This window comes from Salinicola avicenniae (assembly GCF_023736115.1).
Taxonomy (GTDB): Bacteria; Pseudomonadota; Gammaproteobacteria; order Pseudomonadales; family Halomonadaceae; genus Salinicola; species Salinicola avicenniae.
The window spans coordinates 126,783-149,853 of the sequence record NZ_JAKQZC010000007.1 but is presented as its reverse complement, the minus strand read 5'-3'; the positions used below and the strand labels follow the sequence as shown (position 1 = coordinate 149,853).

The following is a 23,071-nucleotide window of genomic DNA, read 5'->3' as shown; positions in this document are numbered from 1 at the left end:
TGTCTGACCCGAGAAACCACGCGGATCAGGGGCCAGCATGGCCTCTGCCCGCCCGGCCGATCAGCCGTAACGCCCGGTAATGTAATCCTCGGTGCGAGATTCCCTCGGCTGGGTGAATATCTGGGTCGTGTCGCCGCACTCGATCAGGTTGCCCAGGTACATGAAGGCAGTCACATCCGAAATACGCGCCGCCTGCTGCATGTTGTGCGTGACGATGACGATCGTATAGTCGCGCTTCAGCTCGTTGATCAGATCCTCGATATAGCCGGTCGAGATCGGATCGAGCGCCGAGGTCGGTTCGTCGAGCAGGATCACCTCCGGCTTGACGGCAATGGTACGCGCGATACAAAGCCGCTGCTGCTGGCCGCCGGAGAGCGCTTGTCCGCTCTGCTTCAGCTTGTCCTTGACCTCTTCCCACAGCGCCGCCTTGCGCAGCGCCCATTCCACGCGCTCCTCCATCTCACGCGACGAGAGCTTTTCGTAGAGTTTGATGCCGAAGGCGACATTGTCGAACACCGTCATCGGGAAGGGGGTCGGCTTCTGAAACACCATCCCCACCCGCGAACGCAGCAGATTGATATCCACGCCGCTGTCGTAGATGTCGTGGTTGTCGAGCAGGATCTGCCCTTCGGTACGAATGCCCTCGTAGAGGTCGTGGATCCGGTTGAAGCAGCGAATCAGCGTCGACTTGCCACAGCCGGATGGCCCGATGAACGCAGTCACCTGGCGCTCCGGAATCTCCATGGAGATGTTCTTCAGGGCCTGAAACTTGCCGTAGTAAAGGCTCAGGTCGTCGACACGCAGCTTGGGCGCAGCCTGTGGCTGGGAAACGGGATCGGCCGAACCGGTATCGCGCTTGGCGTTGAGATGAATATCGGCGGTCATGGCGGTCTCGCTGATGGCAGTCAGGAACGCTGGCGCGAGAAATAGCGCGCGGCGATGTTGAGAATCAGGATAGCGACGGTCAGGATCAGGGCGCCTCCCCAGGCCAGCGCGACCAGGTCCGGGATAAAGGCGTTGATCGTCATGTTCTGGTAGATGGTCATCGGCAGGTTGGCCATTTCGCTACCCAGGTCGAAGAAATTCCACTGGTTGGAATTGAGCGAGGTGAACAGCAGCGGCGCCGTCTCGCCGCTGATACGGGCGAATCCGAGCAGAATGCCGGTCAGGATGCCGGCCCGCGCCCCGCTATAGCAGACCCGCACGATGATCCACCAGCGATGAGCCCCCAGCGCCGCTGCCGCTTCACGCAACGAGTTGGGGATCAGGCGCAACATGTCTTCCGTCGAGCGAATCACCACCGGCACGATGATAACGGTCAGCGACAGTACCCCGGCCCAACCGGAAAAGCTGCCCATCGGCACCACCACGACCGCATAGATGAACAGACCGACAATGATCGACGGCGCCGACAGCAGAATATCGTTGATAAAGCGAATCACCTTGGCCATGACGCCCTTGCCGCCATACTCGGCCAGCCAGGTACCGGCCGCGACGCCGACGATCGTCCCTAGCACCGTCGCCACGCAGGTCATCAGGAAGGTGCCCCAGATCGCATTGCCCAGGCCGCCGCCGCTCATGCGCGTGCGTTCGATGAAGATCGACGGCGAAATGGCGCTCAGTCCCTTGGTGACCAATGTAAAAAGAATCGCGAAGAGAAACACGAAACCGATCACCGTGGCGAGCTGACACAGCATCATGATCAGCTGGTTGATCCGCTTGCGCCGGCGGTAGAGCGGTGTGACGTTGGTATTCATGATCGGCTCTCCCGGATCAGGCGTGACGGCCGGTGCTGTTGCGCAGCAGATATCGCGCGATCGCCAGCACCACAAAGGTAATCAGGAACAGAATCAGACCCAGCGCCAGCAGCGCCGAGCGCTGGTTACCGTCGGACTCGGAGAACTGGTTGGCGATCAGCGCCGCAATGGAAGTGCCCTGCCCCGTCAGCGTGGTATTGAGGAACAGGTTGTTGCCGATCACGAAGGTCACCGCCATGGTCTCGCCCAGCGCCCGGCCGAGCCCCAGTACCACGCCACCGACCAGGCCGCCCTTGACCGATGGCAGGGTGACGCGACGCGCCACTTCCCAGGTCGTGCAACCGAGGCCATAGGCCGACTCACGCATCACCGATGGCACCGTATTGATCACGTCGCGGCTGACCGCGGTAATGAAAGGAATGATCATCACCGCCAGAATGATGCCCGCCGTGGCCAGACCGGTACCGGCGGGAAAGACAGAGGGGAACCAGGTACGCAGCAGTGGCGCCAGCACCTCCATACCCCACATGCCGTAGATGATCGAGGGGATCCCCGCGAGCAGCTCGATCATGGTCCCGAGCGGCTGACGCAGGAAACCGGGGCATCGCTCGGTCAGGAAAATGGCGATACCGAATGAAATGGGTACGGCAATGGCAATCGCGATGAACGATGTCAGCAGCGTGCCGTAGATGGCGGGCAAGGCCCCGAAGACCTCGACGTTCGCCGCCCAGCGGTTCTCGGTGAAGAAATCCAGCCCATAGCGCTGGATCGCCGGCCAGCTCGAGACGATCAGCGAGGCGATGATCGCACCGAGCAGCAGCAGGACAGCGAAGGCAAACGCATACAGTACGCGCTCGAACCAGACATCGATTTGCGCCTTGCGCTGCAGCCGCTTGCGCGTCGCATCGCTGAGACGCCCTAGCCCGCTTTCGGTCCGCACCGCGTTGGTGGTGGCCATGTCAATTCCTCATCGGCTTGCCACGGTACCGCCTCGCGGGCGGCACTCGATACAACTCCGCGACGGTGAACGGCTCGGCGCCCACCGTCGCGGTCTTTCAGCTAGCGATCACGGGTTCCAGACGGCGTTACCGTTCGGGCCGGTGATCTCACCCCAGCTCTCGCGAACCATCTCGGCCACGTTCTCCGGCATCGGCACGTAGTCGAGAGACTGTGCCATGTCGTTGCCGTTGGTATAAGCCCAGTCGAAGAACTCCAGCGCCTGACGAGCAGCATCGGCATCCTGCACCTGCTTGTGCATCAGGATGAAGGAGGCACCGGTGATCGGCCAGCTGTCGTCACCCGGCTGGTTGGTCAGCACGAGGTACATGCCGGGCGCCTCTTCCCAGTCGGCATTGGATGCCGCGGCCATGAAGCTATCCATGTTCGGCTCGACGACGTTGCCGGCCTGGTTCTCCAGGTGCACCAGGCTCAGGTCGTTCTGCGCTGCGTAGGCATACTCGACATAGCCAATGGCCCCATTGGTGTTGGCGATCTGGCTGGCAACGCCCGCATTAGCCTTGGCACCGACACCTGCCGGCCAGGCCACGGACTTGCCTTCGCCGACGGTGTTGGCGAACGATTCGCTCACCTGGGACAGGTAATGCGTGAACAGGAAGTTGGTCCCGGAGCCCTCGGCACGATAAACCGGCGTAATCTGCGTATCGGGCAGATCGACGTCCGGGTTCAGCGTCGCGATCGCGTCGTCGTCCCAGTTCGTGATCTCACCCTGATAGATCTCTGCCAGCGTCGGACCGTCCAGCGTCAGCGAGCCGCCTTCGATACCTTCGACGTGAAACGCCGCCACGACGCCGCCCATGACCATCGGCCACTGCATCAGGCCATTTTCGTCGAGCTCTTCTTTGGTCATCGGCGCATCACTGGCACCGAAGGTGACCGTCTTGGCGACGATCTGCTGAATGCCGCCGCCGGAACCGATGGCCTGATAGTTAAGGCCAATGCCGGAGTCATCCTGATAGGCGTCTGCCCACTGGGAGTAGACCGGGTACGGGAAGGTAGCGCCGGCGCCAGTAATCGTGTCCTGAGCGTGGGCGACACCTGCGACGCCCAGCACCATAGAGCCGGAGATCAGCGTAGAGAAGACGTGTTTGAGCATAACGGTATCCTGTATCCACCTTGAATGCGTGAGCGATAACGACGTTGCGAAGGTTGCCAACACTCTCAGGGCGACACATTACGTCGGCTACGTGACAGTTTCATGACACCCGTTGTCATCTTGGCTATCCGGCAACGTGTCCGGGCCATTCGAGGAAACCCTCCCCCTCATAACGCAAAAACCATCGACACACCGCCACGAGACGGAAAATCGATGGTCTTTGAAGCTTCTGTCGAGAGCGTGTCACAACCTTCGCGACACCCACAGTGCCAAGGCTTGATGACAGTAAAATGACAACAGTGACATCCGGCAAGGTTCGGGTGTCGTTACCACAATCCGCGTCAGGCGGCGCCCCCTCGGGCCTGGCGCAAGGCTCGCCCCGCCAGCGCGCGGACGCCGAGATTGCCCAGCAGCGTGGCACCTAGCATCGTCAGCACGGTCGGCCAGGCACTAGCCAGCTCGAAGGCGCCGACAAGCGCCCCGGTCATCGCGCCGCAGGTAAATTGCAGACAGCCCTGCAGGGCCGTCGCCGTCGCACTCATGTGGGGAAAATGATCGAGCATCGACGACATCGCGTTGGGACCGATCAGCCCCTGCATACCGACAAACAGCACCATCAGTGGCGCTATCGTGAAGATCGAATCCAGCCCGGTCGCGACCAGCGCGACCAGCGTCAGACCCGCCCCCAACTGGATACCCAACCCCAGCAACAAGTTCTGCTGCGGCGTGCGGGTACGAAGCAGCCGGATGTTGAGTCGGCTGGAAGAGGCCATGATCAGAATATTGGCGCCAAAAACGAACGGATAGAGCGCACTGGATAAGCCGTAGTGCGACATGTAGAGATAGGGCGAGCCGGTAATGAAGGCGAACATGCCGGCAAATGACATGGAAACGGCCAAGATGTACCCCATCGCCTCGCGATGACGCAGCACGGTGGCGTAGTTGCGCAGAATCTGTCCGGCGCCGGGGGCCTGCGGATCGCGCCCATGCGTTTCGGGTAGATGGCGCCCCAACAACCACAGCAGGAAGGCGGCATAGACGGCCAGAAACAGAAAGATCAGCCACCAGTCCGCCAGATGCAGCAGCACACTGCCGATCGCCGGCGCCACCAGCGGCGCCATCATCAGGATCATCACCATGGTCGACATCACCTTAGCGGCCTCGCGACCGGTAAAGCGGTCACGCACGATGGCCGCGGAATTGACCACGCAGGCGCCCCCGCCAAGTGCCTGCAGAAAGCGCATCGCCCAGAGCGCCTGGAGCGACGCCACTTGCGTCAGCGCCAGGCTGGACAGCAGAAACACCACCAGACCGGAGAGCAGCACCGGCTTACGCCCGAAGCGATCCGACAGCGGGCCGCAAATCAGCTGCCCTAGCGCAAACCCCAGCAGGAAAATGCTCAGCGACAGCTCGGTGTGGTGAACGCTGGCACCGACCGCCTCGGCCAGTGCCGGCATGGCCGGCAGGTAAGCATCGATCGCGAGCGGCGCCAGTGCCGTATTGGCGGCGACCAGCAGCGCCAGTCGCCGTGCGGTCAAAATCGTCACGAACGCTCCTTGAACGTCAGGATGAGAACGACAGAGGCGGACCCGCGAAGCGGGTCAGCAAATTCGGATGGCCTGACTAACCACCGGCCGCGCCGGACCGCACCGGCCGTCGTCAACGCCGCCTGCGGCAGGCGGAAGGCACACGCCGGTATCGATCGATGCAGATGCGTCTATCTTGCTATCCGCGTGATAGGCACGGTCCGCGACGAGGCGACAGAACAAATCCGAGGGCGGGTCTCGCTGGCAATCAGTGTCGAGAGGAAGCCTTGGTACGCTGGGACTCGAGCAGCTCGACCAGCGGCTGGAATTCGTTGCGATTGTGATCGCTCATATGCATGAGGATCCGATGCGCTTCGAGAATGCGCTGCTGAATGCCCGTCTCGTCCGCCTCGACGTGTGGCAGTTCGGCCAGCTCGGCCGGTTCGGTCAAGGGTGACTCGACCAGCGTGAAATAGCGTGCAAACCCCATCACGTCGAGCATGCGCCGCACATCGGGATGCTCGGCGATGATCGTCGGCGGCTGCTCCAGGCGCCCTTGCACCGCCAGCGCCACCTTGGCGAGGAACCCCAGCGCCGTGGAATCGACGTTGGTGGCCTGACGCAGGTCGACCATGACCGCCCGCAGCCCCGGCAGATCGGCCAGCCGCTGCGCCTCGGCGTCAAGCGTCGCACACAGCGTCAACCGCACGTCGCCGCAGAGTTTGAGCACGAACACTCCGGACTCGTAGGCAGCCTTGATGCGCCCTTCAATCATGGCGGAAACCACTCAATGTCATCATGCTGAGATCATCCGGCAGTTGATCTCCCAGCGCCAGGCCATCCTTCAGGTCCTCGACGCGGGTGCAACGTGTCGCGCGGCGTTCAAGCTCCTTGAGCCGCGCGTCCAGAGACGCTTCCGGCAGGCATTCCAGCACCCCGTCGGAAAAGAACCAGAGCCGAAAGGACTCCGGCAACGGACAGCCATAGATGGGGTACTCCACATCCGGAAACAACCCCACCGGCGGCCCTTCTCCGCCCAGGTAGCTCGTCTGCGATTCCGTCTGCAGAATCGGCATGGGCAGCTGGGCGCCGAGCGCATAGTGCAGAAAACGACGCTCATGGTCCAGTACCCCGGCAAAGATCGTGGCATGCTTGCCGATGCCGGTCTCCAGCAGCTCGTGGTTGAGCTCCCCCAGCCAGCGGGAGGGAAACGCTTCCGGCAGCAATGTATGCCACTGCGACAGCCACCGGTTGCACAAGTACTTAAGCAGCATGGTGACAAAGGCCGACGAAGCTCCATGTCCGGCGACATCCGCGAAATAGAAGAAGCTGTAGCGGTCATCGCAGCGCTGAAAGTCGAGAAAGTCACCCGACAGATAGAGCGACGGCGCGAACCAGTAGTCACAACGTACACCGAGATACGAGACACCGGGTGGCGGCAGCAGCTTGCGTTGCACATGCCCGCCCGCCCGCTGATCCTCGCGCAGCACTTCCAGATGCGCCTCGAGCCGCTCGTTGAGCGCCTGCAGCGCCGCCCGACTCTCCGCGTGCGCGCGCGACAGGCGATCCAGGTCCAGCACCTTGACAATCAGCCGCCGAAGGATATCGGCGTGTGCCAGCGGCTCGATCAGATAATCGACCAGCCCGGCGTCCAGCGCCTGGCGCAGACCGACATCGGCCCGGCTTTCGCCCACCACGATAATCGGCGAGGTTCGCGCCAGGGCCACCCAATCCGCCGGCGCTACTGCCCGCACGTGAACCACGATCAGATCACACGCCTCCGGCAGCGCCGCCAGGCCCTCGGCGGCGTGCACGCGAGCATCTAGACGCGCGATCTCGCCAACCAGCTTTTCACGATCCTGACCCTGCAGATCGAGGACACCAATCACGGGGACGTCGTCCGACAGTGTCGTGGTCATGAGCCTACTCGGCGAAGTCGTCTTCGCTATACTCGAAGTCGTCACCGAAATCGCCACTGGCAAACGGGTCTTCGCCCGCCTCGCCATTAGTGATCTCGAACTGGCGGCGCTGGAGGTAGGCGTCGCGGATGAAGCTGTAACGATCCCCCTGGATCAGGGCCTCCTGGTCGAGCAGACCGGCGCGCAGATCGACATAGCGCAGGAACGTCAGGCCGTAGCGCCAGCCGTCGTCCTCGACATAGGTCATCGGATAGGTGTAATGATCCACCGGCAGGCCGGAGGTGTCACGCACCGTGCTGGGGCCCAGAATCGGCAGCACCAGATAGGGACCGGAGCCGACACCCCAGACCGCCAGCGTCTGGCCGAAGTCCTCTTCGTTCTCGTTCAGCCCCATGCGCGTCGCCGGGTCCATGAGACCGCCCACGCCGAGCACTGTATTGACCAGGAAGCGCCCCGAGGCCACACCGGCGTTCCCCCACTCCCACTGCAGAACACTGTTGAAGACGGTGCCGATCTCGCCGAGGTTGGAGAAGAAGTTGCCGACGCCGTCCTGAACCGGATCCGGGGTGACGGTGTCATACCCCTGTGCGATCGGCTTCAGGGCGTAACGATCCAGCGTATCGTTGAACTGGTAGACACCGCGGTTGAATCCTTCCCACGGGTCCTGCGGGTTGGTCGTCTCCGCCTGCGAGGCGCAACCACCCAGTGCCAGCACGGCCATGACGCCGCCCAGCCATTGCGTCGATTTCATCAGCACGCATTTCCTTTACGTAGAATCACACTGCCAGCACTGTAGCCCGCACCGAACGAACACACCACCCCCACATCGCCATCGCGCAGGTCGTCGCGATACTGGTGAAAGGCAATGATCGATCCGGCGGAACTGGTGTTGGCGTAACGGTCGAGAATGATCGGCGCCTCCGTCGGCGAGGCTTCCCGCCCCAGCACGCGGGCCGCAATCAGATCGTTCATATGCCGGTTGGCCTGATGCAGCCAGAGCCGCGACAGCGACTCCCCGGTGAGAGACAGGCTCTCGAGATGATCGAGAATCAGCTCGGCGACCAGCGGACAGACCTCGCGGAACACCTTGCGCCCTTCTTGCATGAACAGCTTGTCGGCGCTCGCTTCGCCGGTATCGGCCAGTCGGTTGAGAAAGCCGAAGTTGTTGCGAATGGCGTTGGAGAACCGTGTGACCAGACGCGTGCCGAGCACGGTGAAATGCTCACGCTCACGCGCCAGGTGATCGGCTTCGAGCACGATCGCCGTGCAGGCATCCCCGAAGATGAAGTGGCTGTCACGGTCGCGAAAGTTGAGGTGCGCCGCGCAGATTTCCGGATTGACGATGAGCACCCGTTCAAGGCTGCCGGCACGAATCGCATTGGTCGCCGTATCGATGGCAAAGGTGGCACTCGAGCAGGCGACGTTCATGTCGAACGCGTAGCCGGCCATCCCCAGCGCCGCCTGTAGCTCCACCGATACCGCCGGGTAGGGCCGTTGCAGGTTGGAGCAAGCGACGATCAGAAGATCGATCTGGTCGGCGCGCAGACCGGCACTATCCAGCGCCTCGCGAGCGGCGGCCAGGCCCATTTCTGCCTGCACCGACAACGCGTCGTTAGCGCGTTCGGGCAGGTGAGGCCGCATGCGCTCGGGGTCAAGGATACCCTCGGCTTCCATCACGTAGCGGCTTTCGATCCCCGAAGCCTTGACGATGAAGGCTTCGCTCGAATGCGCCAGCGGCTCGCGATCGCCGCTCGCGATTGCGTCGGCGTGTCGGGCATTCTCGGCGTCGACCCACTGATTGAAGCTAGCCACCAGCGCGGCGTTGTCGATCACGGCCGGCGGCGTGTAAAGCCCGGTCGCGGTAATCACGGCTTGCGTCATGAACTACACCCTCCAGCGGCAGCGGCCGCTCACTGGCATTACGCGCATCCCGCGGAGGCGGATGCGCCCTGCGATTGGGCAACGCTCTCACACGGACTGGCCGGTGATCTCCTGCCAGCGCCGCGCCAGACGTTTCTCCGACACGCTTTCCAGCGTGCCCAGCTGCTGTGCGAACAGCGACACACGCCACTCCTGCAGCCACCAGCCAAACTCGACCAGCGCCTCATCGGGAATGCCGTCACGATGAGTTGCTTCTCGCCGCGCATCCAGTCGTGTTTCCCACTCCTGCACCTGCTGCATCGAGAGCTGGTCGCGGCGTCGGTCTCGCGGCGCCTTCTCCAGCCGAATCTCCGCCGCCTGCATGTAGCGGGGATAGTGCTTGAGCCAGGCTCCCGCCTCACGTACGAAGCCGGGATAGACGAGCCGCTGCATCTGAGCGCGTAGGTCGGAATAGGTCAGCGCCAGCGCCAAACTGACATTGCCCTTGAGTGACTTGGTCACTGCCAGATGTCCCTCGAGTGCCGGCTTGAGATCGGTCAGCACGCTCTCGGCATGAGTCACCAGATCGCCCCGCCACTGCTCGAGACGCGCGTCGAAAGCCTGGCGCGAGCGCGGCAGCGGGTCAGCAGCAATGGTCTGCGCCAGACAGGCATCGATCACATCCCGCGCCAGCTGCTCTCGACTGCCCGTCTTGGCGAACAGCAGTGCGCACTGCTTGAGTTGAGGCAGCTCGCGCTCGATATAACGCACGACCTCCGGCAGCCGCTGGCGGGCCAGCGCAATCAGGCCATCCCGGTGTGCCGCCCGGGCCCGCGCCTCGTGATCGAACCAGGCGATGCTCAGCTCACCCGCCTTCATCACCGCCGCCGGGTAGACCTCGACCTGGATACCAGCCTGCGACGTCACCCGGGAATCGGGCAGCGCCGCTTCCGGCAGCGACTCCAGCGCTTCGACGGTCTCCTCCTGCGTCTCGGCTAGCGCGCGGGCACCCGCTTCCGCGGCGGCCCCAAAGCGGGCCTGCAGCGCCTGCAGGTCACGCCCCTCGCCCAGCACCTTGCCGTGATGATCGACAACCCGCAGGTTCATGATCAGATGCGGCTCGAGCTGAGCGTCATCCCACACCGACGCGTCCAGCCGCGTACCGGTCTTGACGCGCAGGAACTCCCCGAGCGCCTCTTCGACCGGGCGTTCGTCCGGCGTCAGCGTGGCCAGTGCCGCATCCACCCAATCGGGAATCGGCACGATCTGTCGGCGCAGCGTCTTCGGCAAGCCTTTCAGCAGCGCAATGCACTTGTCGCGTAACAGCCCGGGCACCATCCAACTGAGACGCCCTGCCGGCAACTGCGCCAGCATTACCGCGGGCACGGTCAGCGTGACGCCGTCATCACTGGCGCCGGGGGCGAAGTGGTAGCTCAGCGGATAACGAACGCCGTTGAAAACCAGCTCGTCCGGATACTGTTCGACGCTGACATCATCGGCCTCGCGCGCCATCAGCGACGCCTTGTCGAGCTTGAGAATGTCCGGCGTTTCGCGCTCGGCACGTTTGCGCCAGCTTTCGAAATGCTTGCCGCTGGCAACTTCCGCCGGGATACGCTCGTCGTAGAAGGCGAACAGCGTCTCTTCGTCGACCAGGATATCTCGCTTGCGCGCGCGGTCCTCGAGATCCTCGACCTCGGCCATCATTGCCCGGTTGTGCGCGAAGAACGATGCCCGAGTGTGGAAGTCGCCTTCGACCAGCGCGCGGCGAATGAACAGTTCACGCGCCTCCGCCGGCGCCACCTTGGCATAATCGACCCGACGCCCCGAGACGATCGGCAGGCCGAACAGCGTGACCTGCTCCTGCGCGACCACCTGTGCACGCTTACGCTCCCAGTGAGGGTCGCTGTAGGCGCGCTTGATCAAATGCGTGGCCTGGGGCTCGATCCACTCGGGCTGGATACGCGCGGCATCCCGCGCATAAAGGCGGCTTGTCTCGACCAGCTCACCAGCCATGACCCACTTGGGCGGCTTCTTCGACAGTCCGGAAGCGGGATGGATCAAAAACTTGCGGTTGCGCGCGCCAAGAAATTCGCGACTCTCCGGCTGCAGTTGGCCGAGGTTGGAGAGCAACCCCGCGAGCAGGGCCTGATGCAGTCGCTGGGCGTCGACTTGCGGCGGTTCATCCTCCTGCGCCGGGCGCATCGCACTGGTCATTTCCAGCTTCATGTCCCGAGTCAGTTGACGCAGCTGGCGGTAGGTATCGTGCCATTCGCGCAGGCGCAGGTAACTGAGATAGTTGTCGCGGCACCAGCGTCGCAGCTGATTGCCCGACAGCGTCTCCCGCGCCGCCTCGAAACCCTGCCAAAGGTTCCACCAGGCGACAAAGTCGGAGTGCGGATCTTCCCATTGCTTATGCTTCTGATCCGCCGCCTGGCGCTTCTCCGCCGGCCGGTCACGCGGATCCTGTGTTGCCAGCGCACTGACCACGATCAGCGTCTCGCGCAGGCAGCCGAACTGCTCGCCCGCCAGCACCATGCGCCCCAGGCGCGGGTCGATCGGCAGACGCGACAGGCGACGCCCCATGTCGGTCATGCGCTCGCCCGCATCCACGGCACCCAACTCGAACAGCAACCGGTAGCCATCCTTCACGAATCGCGGGTCCGGCGCATCGACAAACGGGAAGTCGAGCACGTCGCCCAGCTTCAGCGCGAGCATCGACAGAATCACCGACGCCAGGTTGGTACGCTGAATCTCGGGTTCGGTGAACGCGGGGCGAGCGAGGAAGTCCTCCTCACTGTAGAGACGGATGCAGACACCCTCAGCGACACGTCCACAGCGCCCCTTGCGCTGGTCGGCGCTCGCCTGGCTGACCGGCTCGATCGGCAAACGCTGGACTTTGGCGCGAAAACTGTAGCGGCTCATCCGCACCAGGCCGGGATCGATGACATAGCGGATACCGGGTACCGTCAGCGACGTCTCGGCCACGTTGGTCGATAGCACGATGCGACGACCGGCATGGGACTGGAAAACCCGGTTCTGCTCAGCGTTGGAGAGACGCGCATAGAGCGGCAGGATCTCGGTACTCTTGAGCTCGGCGCGGCGCAGCACATCCGCTGTCTCGCGAATTTCCCGCTCCCCAGGCAGAAAGATCAGAATATCCCGCGGACCGCTGTACCAGCGATGCTCGCGCTCGACCTGCTCGATCTCCTCCACCGCGGCCAGGATTCCCTCCTGCAGCGACAGGTCCTCTTCCTCGCGGGATTCGCGCACCAACGGACGGTAGCGCACCTCGACCGGATAGGCGCGTCCGGAAACCTCGACCACGGGCGCCGGGCGCAGCGTATCGGTATCGGTATCGGTATCGGCGGCGGATTCCCCCGGTACGGCTTGGCTCTCTGCGGCGTTCTCTTGAGCGGCGTTCTTTGGGTCGGCGTTGCCATTGGCGTCTTGAGCGTCGACAGCGCGGCCTGCCACGGCAAAGTGGCGCGACAGCCGGTCGACGTCGATCGTCGCGGAGGTGATGATGACCTTGAGATCGGGGCGGCGGGCGGTAAGGCGCTTCAGGTAGCCGAGCAGAAAATCGATATTGAGGCTGCGTTCGTGCGCCTCGTCGATGATGATCGCCTCGTAGCGCATCAGGTCCGGGTCATGCTGGGTCTCTGCCAGCAGGATCCCATCGGTCATCAGCTTGACCAGTGTCTGGTCGCTGCTCTGGTCGGTGAAGCGCACCTGATACCCGACCTGCTCCCCCAGCGGCACCTCGAGCTCTTCCGCGAGCCGGGCCGCGACCGAGCGTGCCGCCAGTCGCCGCGGCTGGGTGTGCCCGATCATGCCGCGGCGTCCGAGTCCGAGCTCGAGACAGAGCTTGGGCAGCTGCGTGGTCTTGCCCGAACCGGTCTCGCCGGCCACCACCACTACCTGGTGCTCGCGCAGGGCATCGAGAATGGTCTCGCGACGCGAGGCGACCGGCAGCGACTCCGGGTAGTCGAGCTTGACCGGCTGTCGCCGACGCCTCTGCACCGCTTCGTGCGAAGCCTCTAGGCGGGATTCGATCTCCTTCAGCGCACGGTCGATCGGCTTACCATCGCGCGCGCGGCGGGCGAGACGCTCGAGACGTCGGCGCTGTTCGTGGGCGTCGCGCAGGAGACAGTCGTCGAGTCGGCGTTGCAGGTCGTTGAGAGCTTGAAGGGCGTGGGAAGCAGTGGCGCTCAAGAGATCCTCGGCATCGGCATGAACACGGCCGCCATCGTGGCCGATGGCGAACCTGTCATTGTAGCGCCGATGACGCGGCGACTCACGCCTGCGACGAAGCGTTCTCGGGTTTTTCCGCGTTCTCGCCGGGCTCGTCACGCAGTTCGCGACGCAGCACCTTGCCCACATTGCTCTTCGGCAACTCGTCGCGCAGTTCGATAAAGCGGGGAACCTTGTAGCCAGTGAGGGACTGCTTGCACCACTGGCGCAGCGCCTGAGGATCGAGGCTCTCGTCTCTTGCCACCACGAATAGCTTGATCGCCTCGCCGGATTCGCCATCAGGCACCCCGATTGCGGCCGCCTCGATCACGTCGGGGTGCGTCGACACCACTTCCTCGATTTCGTTGGGATAGACGTTGAAGCCCGAGACCAGAATCATGTCCTTCTTGCGATCGACGATCTTCACGTAGCCGTCATCCTGCACCATCGCCATGTCACCCGTGCGCAGCCAGCCCTCTTCATCGAGCGTCGCCGCCGTGTCTTCCGGCCGATTCCAGTACCCCTTCATCACCTGGGGCCCCTTTACACACAGCTCGCCACGCTCACCGCGCTCGAGCGTCTGCCCGTCCTCGTCGACCACGCGAATCGCCGTGCCGGGCACCGGCTTGCCAATCGTCCCGATCTGCGGCGCCGCCGGCGGATTGACCAGCGCAATCGGTGACGTCTCGGTCAGGCCATACCCTTCGACGATGCCGCAACCCGTCGTGGTCTGCCAACGCTCGGCCACGACCTGGGTCAACGCCATCCCGCCGGAGATGGTGAGCTTGAGCCGCGAGAAGTCGAGCGCCTTGAAATCGTCGCGCTGGCACAGCGCATTGAACAGAGTGTTAAGCCCCACGAAAACGGTAAACGGCGTGCGCGACAGCGTCTTGACGAAGCCGCCGATATCCCGCGGATTGGGGATCAGCACATTGTGCTGACCGGTGGTCATCGCGAACAGGCAGTTCACGGTGAAGGTATAGATGTGGTAGCACGGCAACGGCGCGATGATCGTCTCCTCGCCCTCCGTGAGCGTGTCACCCAACAGCTGCTGCGTCTGCAGCATATTGGCGATCAGATTGCGGTGCGTCAGCATAGCCCCCTTGGCCACGCCCGTGGTGCCGCCGGTGTACTGCAGCACGGCAACCGCCTCACTGTCGCTCTCGACGATCCGCGGCTTATGATCGCGCCCTGCGGCGAGCGCCTGGCGCAGCCCGGTCGCACTGGGCAGCGAGTAGGCTGGCACCAGTTTCTTCACATGCCGCACGACAGCGTTGATCAGCGGCCGCTTCGGCCAGCCGTGGAGATCTCCCATATCGGTCACGACGATATGACGGATCTCGGTCTGATCGAGGACCTTTTCCACTTTCTGCGCCATGTTCGACAGCACCACGACCGCCTTGGCACCGGCGTCGCGGAACTGATGACGCATCTCACGCTCGGTATAGAGCGGGTTGGTATTGACGATGACCAGCCCCGCCTTCAGTGCCCCGAAGACCGCAACTGGGAACTGCAGAACGTTGGGTAACTGGATGGCGATCCGGTCCCCCGGCTCGAGGTCAGTTTCCCGCTGCAGCCAGGCCGCGAACTGGTTGGAGAGACGGTCGATATCGCGATAGCGCAGCACCTGCCCCATGCAGCTGAAGGCCGGCTTGTCCGCGAAACGACGACAGGCGTCAGCGATGATGTCGTTGATCGACACAAACGCCTCCATGCCCTTCAGAGGGGGGCCGGTCTCGATACCCGGCGTGGCGCTATCGCTCATACGGTCTCCTGAATCGGCGTGGCTTACGTCCTTATAACAGGATCGTCGACATTCGGCGCTGCCACCAAAGTGGCAGAAACGAACGTTTGTTTGCTGCTCCCGCTCCCGCTCCCCGTTGTCACGCAAAGTGCCGGTCGACACGGCGATAGGCGGACAAGACCGGGCGGCCTAGCCGGCGCATCCCTCGGCGACAGCATGCCGCGCCGAGGGTCCCTACGACCGTGACGAATATCGCCCCTCCCCGATGATGCCTAGAGCGAGGGCTCCTCTCGCCGCGCCTGTCGGCGACGCCTGGCCGCCTGGCGCCAGCGCCACAGCAGCCAGAGGCAGAACACGAGAGCGACCGCGCCCCAGGTCACCGGCCGTTGCGCATAGCGTTCGACATAAGGACGCGCCACCTGCCATCCCTGACGCGCCTTCTCGACGGCGATATCCGCCATCTGCGACGCCGTCAGACCGTCAGTCAACGAATCGCTGCCGGATTCGCCGACGCTGTCGTCCTGTTCGCGCGACTCGCTGGTGATCGCGCGCTCCATGTCGGCACCGCTGAGCCCCACGACAGCGTCCGGATTGAGCCGCACGATCGGCAGCTCGAACTGCAGCGTGCGCCCGTCAAGTTCAGCCTCGGCCGAAATGCGCACCGGCAACGACTGCCCTGGATCGGTCTGTGGCACCGTGATCGACCACTCTCGGTCCCCGACGCGCCGAACCTCGAGCGACTGCCCGGTCAGCGACGCCGTGATCCGGGTATTATCGGCATTAAGGTCAGGATGATTGGCGCGCACGGTGATGTGCTGGCCGTCCTGACCCAGCGTCGCGCTCAGCGCCGCGACTACGTTGACCGTCTGCACACGCTGACGAATCAACCGATCACTGCGCGCGGTGATGGCGAGACGCGCGTTACCCAGCGCGTCGACCCCGGGCAGCTCGCCGCGGAAGTGCCCTTCGCGGGGCGGCAGTGACACCTGTGCCAGGGCGTTGCCATCGAGATCATCGAGCGCCGCGCTGACCTCGAGCCCTCCTGGCAGCGCGTCGCCTGCCAGCGTATCGCCGTCCTGCTCGAGCCAGACGTCGAGCGGCGTGGCAAAGCCACGATAGAGCGTGGCTGGGAGATCACCGCTGCGCAGAACCAGGTCAGAGTGAATGCCGATGCGGCTGTCGGCGCCGATATCGCCCTCGATGCGCCACTCGCCGGCAGCCGGATTGGGCACCGTGATCAGGTCGTAGCGATCGCTCCCCTGCCATTCGACGTTACCCGGGTGATCCTCGCGGGAGTAGCGCTCGCCGTCGGGACCGATCAGGACCGGCGACTCACCGCCTGGCGCGCGAAAGAGCAGTGCGTTGAATTCATCGATGCCCGGATCAACCCGAAACTGCTGATCGGCATCGATCGGGACCCGGTCGCCGGGCAGGATCCGGTCGAGCACGTCGAGAAAGGCCCGTAACAGCTCATCGGGGGTATGGGCGACCGCCGCCAGTCCGCCGGTCGTCTGAGCGACCTGCTCCAGCAGGGGCAGGTCGACATTGCTCGACAGCGCGATCGGATGCACGACCACATTCTCGTCGGCCAACTGAGGCGCCAGCGACGCCAGGATGCGTCGCCGCGACGCCTCGTCGAGCTGCGTCTTCGCATCCCCCGCCGCGGGCAGATCAACCATGCCGTCCGTCAGCAGGATCAGGTGACGATGGCGACTGTCAGGCGCCGAGTTGCTGGCTTCCCGCAGGGCGCGCTCGATGTCGGTGAACTGCTGGTAGTCGGTCAGCCGCGGCGACAACTGACCGACTCGCTCGCGCCAGGCGCCGTCCACCTCTCCCTCGACGACGGGTTCACCCACCGTGGTACCGAAGGTCCAGACCGAACCGCGGGCACCTGACGGCAGCAGCGTGGCGGCAAACCCCAGAGCACTGGCACGCAGGTTGCCCGGGTCGTTCTGTTTCATGCTGCCGGACACGTCGACCACCATGCGTACGTCCGGCGCTGTCTGCGCCAGGCTCCAGGCGGGGAAACCGCCCAGCATCAACACCACGACCAACCACAACGCACGCATCACTCGCTTCCTTGTCGACATCCACGCACCCTGAAACGACCGGTGGGAATACCGGCCCCGTCATGAATTCCCGTCAGGCATACCGAATCGGGGAACCATCAACTCATTCAGACCACCGGCTCCCGACGCGCGGACGACGTCTCGTCATCGGCTCGCGTCGACTGCCCCCCATGGCGATCATCGTCGTCGCCTTCGGCGTGCCGGCGTCGCCCCAGCAGCCACCAGACGCCGACCGCCAGAATGGCCCCTATTGCCGACCCGGCCAGCAATAGCGGCAAGGCACCGCCAATCTGACCACCGTCGTGCTGCAGGACGCCCACTGCCAGCACCACGATCGCCGGCGCCAGACCGGCGTAGGTCTGCCCCGGCTCCAGCAGCGGTAGCGTAAACGGTGCGACCATCCACAGCGCGCCGGCGACGATACCGACCAGCAGCAATTTCGGCAGCAACGGCAGGAACCGCACGCCCAGATACCCGGTCACCAGTACCACTAGAGAAAGCGCGCCGTAGCTCATCCAAAGCTGCGGCAAGGAATCCGAAAACAGCATGGTCTTGACTCTCGATTCTTACGATTTGTGCCATGGTACACTCCACGCCATCAAAGCACAGCCGCGCGCGCCTTGCGGCGTGATGCGGCGTTCGACCGCCTTCGGACCCGACATGTCTATGCCCCGCACCCGACCCGACGCTCCCGCTGCCCGTTTCCGCCACGCGAACGATCCCGACTGGCACTGGCTGGAGTCCCGCGACGACCCCGACGTTAAAGCGTTTCTGCGCGCGGCCAACCAGGAGAGCGACCAATTCTTCACGCCGCTGACAGCGCTGGAGAACGCCCTCTATGAGGGGCATCTGGCACGTCGCGAGCTGGCCGTCCACGGCTTGCCGACGGCATTGGATCATTACCGCTACTGGAGCGAGACAGCCGCCGACGCCGACTATCCGCTCTGGTGGCGAGAACCGCTGACCGGTGGTGGGTCGCCCACGCTGCTGCTGGACCTCCAAGCCCGCTCCCGGACTCATGATTTCCTCGAACTCGGCGATATGGCCATTTCGCCGGACGAGCAGTGGCTGGCCTGGACCGAGGATGTCAACGGCAACGAGTTCTTCGATCTCTACCTGAAGCGCCTGCCCGACGGCGAACCGCGCCGCCTGCGCCGCCGTCTCGGCCCCGATCTGCTCTGGGCCGAGGACAATCGCACGCTGCTCTTCACCCGCTACGATGCGACTCAGCGACCCGCCACCCTGTGGCGGCTGCGACCTGAAGACGACCACTGCGAGAAGCTCTATGAAGAGCGCGATGTCGAGTTCTGGATCGGGCTCGGCAAGACCCGCTCGCGGGCGTGGATCGTGCTGGAAACGGCGTCGAAGGACACCTCCGAGTGTCACCTGATTCCCGCCGCCAGCCCGGAGACCCCGCCCCGCTGCGTGCGCCCGCGGGAGACCGGCGTCGAGTACGGCGTCGACCATCGCGGCGAGCGTTTCTATATCCTGCATAACCGCGATGCGCCGCACTTCCGGCTGGACACGGCACCCGTCGCGCAACCCGACCGATGGACGCCTCTCCTCGCCCACCGTGACGATGTCACGCTCGAAGGAGTCGATGCCTTCGACTGGGGGCTAGTGGTAACCGAGCGCGATCACGATGAAGCGCAGGTGCATCTGCGCGTGATCGAATCCGACAGCACACAGGACGGACAACAGCCGCCCGGCTACCGACTGCCGCTACCCGAAGCCCCCTGCAGCCTGGCACTCGGCGACACGCCGGATTTCTCCGCTCGCCGGCTGCGCCTGCGCGAGGAATCCTTCACCCTGCCGGTGCGCTGGATCGAGCACGATCTCGACACTGGCGAGCGCCGGCTGCTGAAAACGCAGCCGCTGCATGGTGACCTGCAGCCCGAGAATCTTGTCTGTCGCCGCCTGTGGGCAGAGGGGCACGACGGCGAAAGCATTCCGGTCTCGGTGGTGGCGCGCGCCGACCGCCTGGGGCAGGCGCCTCTGCCGACCCTGCTCTACGGCTATGGTGCCTACGGCGAAGTGCTCGACCCGTGGTTCTCGATCGCGCGGCTGGAGCTGCTGGATCGCGGCGTCGCCTTCGCGGTGGCTCATGTCCGCGGCGGCGGCGACCGGGGCGAACCCTGGTACCTGGCCGGCAAGCTCGAGCACAAGGAGAACAGCTTCCGCGACTTTCTCGCGGCACGGCACGCCCTGGTCGATCAGGGGCTCGCCGACCCGACGCGCATTGCTGCCTACGGTGCCAGCGCCGGCGGCCTGCTGGTCGGCGCCAGCCTGAATCGGGAACCCGAGGCGTTCTGCGCCGCGGTGCTCGACGTGCCGTTCGTCGACGTGCTGCGCACCATGGAAAATCCCGACCTGCCGCTGACCACCGCCGAGTACACCGAATGGGGCAACCCGGACGAGCCGGCAGCCAGACACCGCATTCGCGACTACTCGCCGCTCGACAACCTGACAGCGCAGCCCTACCCCAGCGTATTGCTGCAGGGAAGCTGGCACGATTCGCGCGTCCCCTACTGGGAACCGGCCAAGCTCTATGCACGCCTAACCGAGCTAGGCTGCGCGCGTGGCCCGGTCCTGCTGCGCACCGACATGGCCGCCGGCCATGGCGGCGCCTCGGGCCGCTTCAAGGCGTGGCGCGATAATGCCAGGCAGGATGCCTTCATTCTGTGGGCACTGGGCCTGGCAGGCGTCGATGACACCTGCCGAGAGGAGGGCACGCCTGACCGCGCGTGATGCGCAGCCGGACGTAGAGGAAGATCGCACTTAGGAGGTTGCCGAGGCGGGTCAGACGACAGGGCTAACGCCGCGTTAGCGCGGCGCGTCCAGCGGGATGATGTCGATAACGTGTGCCTCGTAGTCGGCCTCGTCGACCGTGGCTTCACTGACGGCGAAATGGCGCACGCTCATGCCACGTTCGTGCATGCGGCGACCGTTGCCGGCGCGTAACGGGTGCCAGCTGGCCAGCTTGCGCCCTTCTGCCAGCCGGCGATAAGCACAGCTGTGTGGCAGCCAGTGGAACTGATCCAGGTTGTCGAGACTCAGCTGCGTGCACTCCGGCACGCGCGCGAAGCGGTTCGGATAGTCGCTGCAGCGACAGCTGCCGATATCGAGCAGGCGGCAGGCCACGTTCAACGTCGCGATATCGCCGCTGTCGTCATCCTCGATCTTGACCAGACAGCACTTGCCGCAACCATCACAGAGCGCCTCCCACTCTTCGGTCGTCAACTCCTCGAGGGGATAGCGTTCCCAGAATTTCTCACGCATCGCCGATATCACTCCTCGCGCCGATCTCGTCGCCGTCTCCCTTCAGCCGCACCGATAGCCCTCATCGCACTCAATCGATATCCCGCGGCGTGAAGAGATCGAGCAGATAGGGATCCTTGGCCGGCGGCATCTGCAGATAGAAGCCCTGCGCGCGGATCGTCGCGATCACCTTGACCACATCGACCCGTGCCAGCGGCCGTTCAGGGCGCAGCAGCAGCGTCATCACCGGCAGCGGCCGGCCGAAGCGTTCGCGCAGCGCCTCGGGTACCGGCGACATGCCCTGCGCCTTGTCCAGGTAGAGATACATCTCATCGTGACGCGCGCTCTTGACCACTTCGCAGATCAATCGGGCGGTCTCGCTCATGTCTCAGCCTCCGTCGCCAGCGCCTGGCGCCAGGCTTCGGCCAGGCAGGCGCCGCGCCATCCACCGGGCAACGGCAGTGGCTGGCCGTGCAGCTCGGCCGTCACGATCGCTTCCATCTCGGCTCGACTGGAGAGCCGTTCGGGCGCCAGGCCAAGCGCCTCAGCATTCGTCTGCACGACCCCCTTCAGCGCCTTGAGACGTCGCTTGAAAGGCGGCGATGTCGGCACCGGCTGCGCCACCGGCAGCGCTTCGGCATCACATTGATGAGCCTGCTTCACCAGGGCCAGCAGCGTATCGCCCTCGCGCTTGACCAGCTTGGGCGTCACGCCCTCGACCGCTGCCAGCTCAAAGCGATTCTTCGGCATCGCTTCGGCGATCGCGAACAGCAGGCCGTCCTTGGCCAGCCACCCCCGAGGCAGGTCACGCGCTCGAATCTCGCGCTCGCGCCAGTCGGTCAACTGTCGGTACGCTTCGATCTGGCGCGGTTCGAGCCGCCACAGCTGGCGCTGGCGCTTGAACCACTGCCCTTCCGTGGGATGCCGGCGCGCCTGGACCAGCGCACCACACTCCTCGTCGAGCCAGTCCAACCGCCCCAGGCTCACCAGTGCTTCTCGCTGCTGCGCCCAGATCATCGGTAGATAGGCAACATCGAGCACCGCGTACTCGCGCTGCGCTGGCGTCAACGGCCGCTCGAGCCAGTTCGAGCGCGTTTCCTCCTTCGGCAGATCCACACCACAGCGCTGTGCCACGAGGCGGCGATAGCCGATGCCCGGCTCGGTACCCAGCAGCGATTCGGCAATCTGCGTGTCCACCAGCGGCGAGATATCGCTGCCGGCCCACATCGCAAGAACTTCGAGGTCTTCGCTGCAGGCGTGAATAAGCTTGACCGGCCCCTCGGCCAGTAGACGCCGGATGGCCGGCGTCGCCGCCACCGCTTGCGGATCGATCAAAAAGACCGTCGAGCCGGCGGAGAGCTGGATCAGCGCCGGCACCGGATAAAAGGTCGACTCGCGGAAAAACTCCGTGTCCAGCGCCAGCACCTCGGCCGACGACAGCGCGTCACAGGCGGCCTGCAGGTTCTCAGGGGTATCGACCCAGCACTGGGTCATCTCGACAGTCATGCAGAATCCTTGCTGCGATGGCGCAGGCCATCCATGAGAAAGGCCGCCGCGGGCCGCGACGGCAGAGGGACGCGTCCCGGGATCACTCCCGGGCGAACGGTTGGCGCCCTTGGAAAGCGCGGCTGAGCGTGCCGCCATCGACATACTCGAGCTCCCCGCCCATGGGAACACCATAGGCCAGACGCGAGAGCTTCACCTCGCGGCCGACCAAATGCTCGGCGATATAGTGGGCGGTGGCTTCGCCTTCCACGGTCGGATTGGTGGCAAGGATGATCTCCTCGACCGCGCCCGCATTGAGCTGCGCCTCGAGCTGATCGAGGCCAATATCGTCGGGGCCGATACCGTCGAGCGGCGACAGATGGCCGTGCAGCACGAAGTAGTGGCCGCGATAACCACCCGCCTGCTCGATCGCCAGCATGTCCGCCGGCGACTCCACGACGCACAGCGACGCCGGGTCACGGCGAGCATCCTGGCACACCCCGCACAGCGCCTCTTCGGTCAACGTGCGGCAACGCTGACAGTAGCCGACCTGCTCGACGGCCTGCGCCAGTGCGGCGGAAAGCCGACGACCGCCCTCGCGTTCGCGTTCCAGCAGATGCAGCGCCATGCGCTGCGCAGTCTTGGGACCGACGCCGGGCAGCACGCGCAGGCTCTCCAGCAGCTGATCGACCAGCGGAGAGAAACTCATCAGAACGGCAGCTTCATCCCGGGCGGCAGATTCATGCCGGAGGAGACTTCCTCCATGCGCGACTTGGACTGCGCTTCGACCTTGCGTGCCGCATCATTGACGGCAGCGGCCAGCAGGTCCTCGAGCAGCTCTTTCTCTTCGCTCATCACGGACGGATCGATGTCGACCTTGCTGACATCGTGACGACCGTTCATGGTTACCTTGATCATCCCGGCGCCAGCCTCGCCGGTCACCTCCATCTGGGCGATCTCTTCCTGGACCTGCTGCATCTTTTCCTGCATTTCCTGGGCCTGCTTCATCAGGTTGCCCATGCCACCCTTGAACATGACGAACTCCTTTCGGGATGATTGATGCTGAGTCGGGACAGTCATTCGTGTTCGGACACGTCTTCAGACGCTCGC

19 protein-coding genes are annotated in these 23,071 nt (G+C 64.3%); 1 reads left to right on the top strand and 18 read right to left on the bottom strand.

Translation table 11 applies throughout. From position 1 onward, the window contains the following. Positions 1-60: 60 nt before the first annotated feature. The 13 genes from pstB to MC381_RS17470 form a co-directional block, all read right to left on the bottom strand. Positions 61-885, bottom strand: coding sequence for a phosphate ABC transporter ATP-binding protein PstB (gene pstB, locus MC381_RS17530; RefSeq protein ID WP_251979054.1), 825 nt, complete (start codon positions 883-885; stop codon positions 61-63). A gap of 20 nt (positions 886-905) precedes the next feature. After that, positions 906-1,757: a phosphate ABC transporter permease PstA gene (gene pstA / locus MC381_RS17525; protein WP_251979053.1), complete on the bottom strand. Its 852-nt coding sequence runs from the start codon at positions 1,755-1,757 to the stop codon at positions 906-908. A gap of 16 nt (positions 1,758-1,773) precedes the next feature. After that, positions 1,774-2,715, bottom strand: a complete 942-nt coding sequence (gene pstC / locus MC381_RS17520; RefSeq protein WP_251979052.1) for a phosphate ABC transporter permease subunit PstC — start codon at positions 2,713-2,715, stop codon at positions 1,774-1,776. A gap of 108 nt (positions 2,716-2,823) precedes the next feature. Then, positions 2,824-3,870, bottom strand: a complete 1,047-nt coding sequence (pstS, locus tag MC381_RS17515; RefSeq protein WP_251979051.1) for a phosphate ABC transporter substrate-binding protein PstS — start codon at positions 3,868-3,870, stop codon at positions 2,824-2,826. 341 nt (positions 3,871-4,211) lie between these two features. Further along, positions 4,212-5,417: a Bcr/CflA family multidrug efflux MFS transporter gene (locus MC381_RS17510; RefSeq protein WP_251979050.1), complete on the bottom strand. Its 1,206-nt coding sequence runs from the start codon at positions 5,415-5,417 to the stop codon at positions 4,212-4,214. Positions 5,418-5,664: 247 nt separating this feature from the next. After that, entirely contained in the window at positions 5,665-6,171 is a 507-nt protein-coding gene (locus MC381_RS17505; RefSeq protein ID WP_251979049.1) for an STAS domain-containing protein, read from the bottom strand. Beyond that, positions 6,164-7,315, bottom strand: coding sequence for a PP2C family protein-serine/threonine phosphatase (locus tag MC381_RS17500; protein ID WP_251979048.1), 1,152 nt, complete (start codon positions 7,313-7,315; stop codon positions 6,164-6,166). The genes MC381_RS17505 and MC381_RS17500 overlap by 8 nt, the downstream gene beginning before the upstream one ends. Before the next feature lie 4 nt (positions 7,316-7,319). After that, the gene (locus MC381_RS17495) at positions 7,320-8,066 is read right to left on the bottom strand and encodes an MlaA family lipoprotein (protein WP_251979047.1); all 747 of its coding nucleotides are present in this window, start codon (positions 8,064-8,066) and stop codon (positions 7,320-7,322) included. Beyond that, positions 8,066-9,196 (bottom strand): beta-ketoacyl-ACP synthase III, encoded by a 1,131-nt coding sequence (locus tag MC381_RS17490; RefSeq protein WP_251979046.1) that lies wholly within the window; start codon positions 9,194-9,196, stop codon positions 8,066-8,068. Before MC381_RS17490 ends, MC381_RS17495 begins: the two co-directional genes overlap by 1 nt. Before the next feature lie 87 nt (positions 9,197-9,283). Next, positions 9,284-13,387 (bottom strand): ATP-dependent RNA helicase HrpA, encoded by a 4,104-nt coding sequence (gene hrpA, locus MC381_RS17485; RefSeq protein ID WP_251979045.1) that lies wholly within the window; start codon positions 13,385-13,387, stop codon positions 9,284-9,286. An 82-nt stretch (positions 13,388-13,469) separates the two neighbouring features. Next, positions 13,470-15,170, bottom strand: coding sequence for an AMP-binding protein (locus MC381_RS17480; RefSeq protein WP_251979044.1), 1,701 nt, complete (start codon positions 15,168-15,170; stop codon positions 13,470-13,472). 251 nt (positions 15,171-15,421) lie between these two features. After that, a complete protein-coding gene (locus MC381_RS17475) occupies positions 15,422-17,218 on the bottom strand; it encodes a vWA domain-containing protein (protein ID WP_251979043.1) in 1,797 nt (598 codons plus the stop codon). A gap of 107 nt (positions 17,219-17,325) precedes the next feature. Continuing rightward, positions 17,326-17,766: a hypothetical protein gene (locus MC381_RS17470; protein WP_251979042.1), complete on the bottom strand. Its 441-nt coding sequence runs from the start codon at positions 17,764-17,766 to the stop codon at positions 17,326-17,328. Between the two features lie 112 nt (positions 17,767-17,878). Between MC381_RS17470 and MC381_RS17465 the strand changes: the two genes are divergently transcribed. Beyond that, positions 17,879-19,966, top strand: coding sequence for a S9 family peptidase (locus tag MC381_RS17465; protein ID WP_251979041.1), 2,088 nt, complete (start codon positions 17,879-17,881; stop codon positions 19,964-19,966). 75 nt (positions 19,967-20,041) lie between these two features. On the opposite strand, the gene MC381_RS17460 is transcribed toward MC381_RS17465, so the two are convergent. From MC381_RS17460 to MC381_RS17440, 5 genes are all read right to left on the bottom strand, one after another. Beyond that, the gene (locus MC381_RS17460; protein WP_251979040.1) at positions 20,042-20,497 is read right to left on the bottom strand and encodes a YcgN family cysteine cluster protein; all 456 of its coding nucleotides are present in this window, start codon (positions 20,495-20,497) and stop codon (positions 20,042-20,044) included. 70 nt (positions 20,498-20,567) lie between these two features. After that, positions 20,568-20,861: a YcgL domain-containing protein gene (locus MC381_RS17455; RefSeq protein WP_251979039.1), complete on the bottom strand. Its 294-nt coding sequence runs from the start codon at positions 20,859-20,861 to the stop codon at positions 20,568-20,570. Further along, the gene (gene rnd, locus MC381_RS17450; protein WP_251979038.1) at positions 20,858-21,982 is read right to left on the bottom strand and encodes a ribonuclease D; all 1,125 of its coding nucleotides are present in this window, start codon (positions 21,980-21,982) and stop codon (positions 20,858-20,860) included. Before rnd ends, MC381_RS17455 begins: the two co-directional genes overlap by 4 nt. A gap of 82 nt (positions 21,983-22,064) precedes the next feature. After that, complete coding sequence (gene recR / locus MC381_RS17445; protein WP_251979037.1) at positions 22,065-22,670, bottom strand: recombination mediator RecR; 606 nt, start codon at positions 22,668-22,670, stop codon at positions 22,065-22,067. Then, positions 22,670-22,996: a YbaB/EbfC family nucleoid-associated protein gene (locus MC381_RS17440; protein ID WP_251979036.1), complete on the bottom strand. Its 327-nt coding sequence runs from the start codon at positions 22,994-22,996 to the stop codon at positions 22,670-22,672. Before MC381_RS17440 ends, recR begins: the two co-directional genes overlap by 1 nt. Positions 22,997-23,071 lie beyond the last annotated feature (75 nt).

Excerpts from the sequence above, each read along its gene's own strand:
- pstA (WP_251979053.1), bottom strand. The coding sequence starts at position 1,757 with ATGAATACCAACGTCACACCGCTCTACCGCCGGCGCAAGCGGATCAAC.
- MC381_RS17490 (WP_251979046.1), bottom strand. The coding sequence starts at position 9,196 with ATGACGCAAGCCGTGATTACCGCGACCGGGCTTTACACGCCGCCGGCC.
- MC381_RS17500 (WP_251979048.1), bottom strand. The coding sequence starts at position 7,315 with ATGACCACGACACTGTCGGACGACGTCCCCGTGATTGGTGTCCTCGAT.
- pstC (WP_251979052.1), bottom strand. The coding sequence starts at position 2,715 with ATGGCCACCACCAACGCGGTGCGGACCGAAAGCGGGCTAGGGCGTCTC.
- MC381_RS17440 (WP_251979036.1), bottom strand. The coding sequence starts at position 22,996 with ATGTTCAAGGGTGGCATGGGCAACCTGATGAAGCAGGCCCAGGAAATG.
- MC381_RS17475 (WP_251979043.1), bottom strand. The coding sequence starts at position 17,218 with ATGCGTGCGTTGTGGTTGGTCGTGGTGTTGATGCTGGGCGGTTTCCCC.
- MC381_RS17455 (WP_251979039.1), bottom strand. The coding sequence starts at position 20,861 with ATGAGCGAGACCGCCCGATTGATCTGCGAAGTGGTCAAGAGCGCGCGT.
- pstS (WP_251979051.1), bottom strand. The coding sequence starts at position 3,870 with ATGCTCAAACACGTCTTCTCTACGCTGATCTCCGGCTCTATGGTGCTG.
- MC381_RS17480 (WP_251979044.1), bottom strand. The coding sequence starts at position 15,170 with ATGAGCGATAGCGCCACGCCGGGTATCGAGACCGGCCCCCCTCTGAAG.
- recR (WP_251979037.1), bottom strand. The coding sequence starts at position 22,670 with ATGAGTTTCTCTCCGCTGGTCGATCAGCTGCTGGAGAGCCTGCGCGTG.
- MC381_RS17495 (WP_251979047.1), bottom strand. The coding sequence starts at position 8,066 with ATGAAATCGACGCAATGGCTGGGCGGCGTCATGGCCGTGCTGGCACTG.
- MC381_RS17470 (WP_251979042.1), bottom strand. The coding sequence starts at position 17,766 with ATGCTGTTTTCGGATTCCTTGCCGCAGCTTTGGATGAGCTACGGCGCG.
- MC381_RS17505 (WP_251979049.1), bottom strand. The coding sequence starts at position 6,171 with ATGATTGAAGGGCGCATCAAGGCTGCCTACGAGTCCGGAGTGTTCGTG.
- MC381_RS17465 (WP_251979041.1), top strand. The coding sequence starts at position 17,879 with ATGTCTATGCCCCGCACCCGACCCGACGCTCCCGCTGCCCGTTTCCGC.
- MC381_RS17460 (WP_251979040.1), bottom strand. The coding sequence starts at position 20,497 with ATGCGTGAGAAATTCTGGGAACGCTATCCCCTCGAGGAGTTGACGACC.
- rnd (WP_251979038.1), bottom strand. The coding sequence starts at position 21,982 with ATGACTGTCGAGATGACCCAGTGCTGGGTCGATACCCCTGAGAACCTG.
- pstB (WP_251979054.1), bottom strand. The coding sequence starts at position 885 with ATGACCGCCGATATTCATCTCAACGCCAAGCGCGATACCGGTTCGGCC.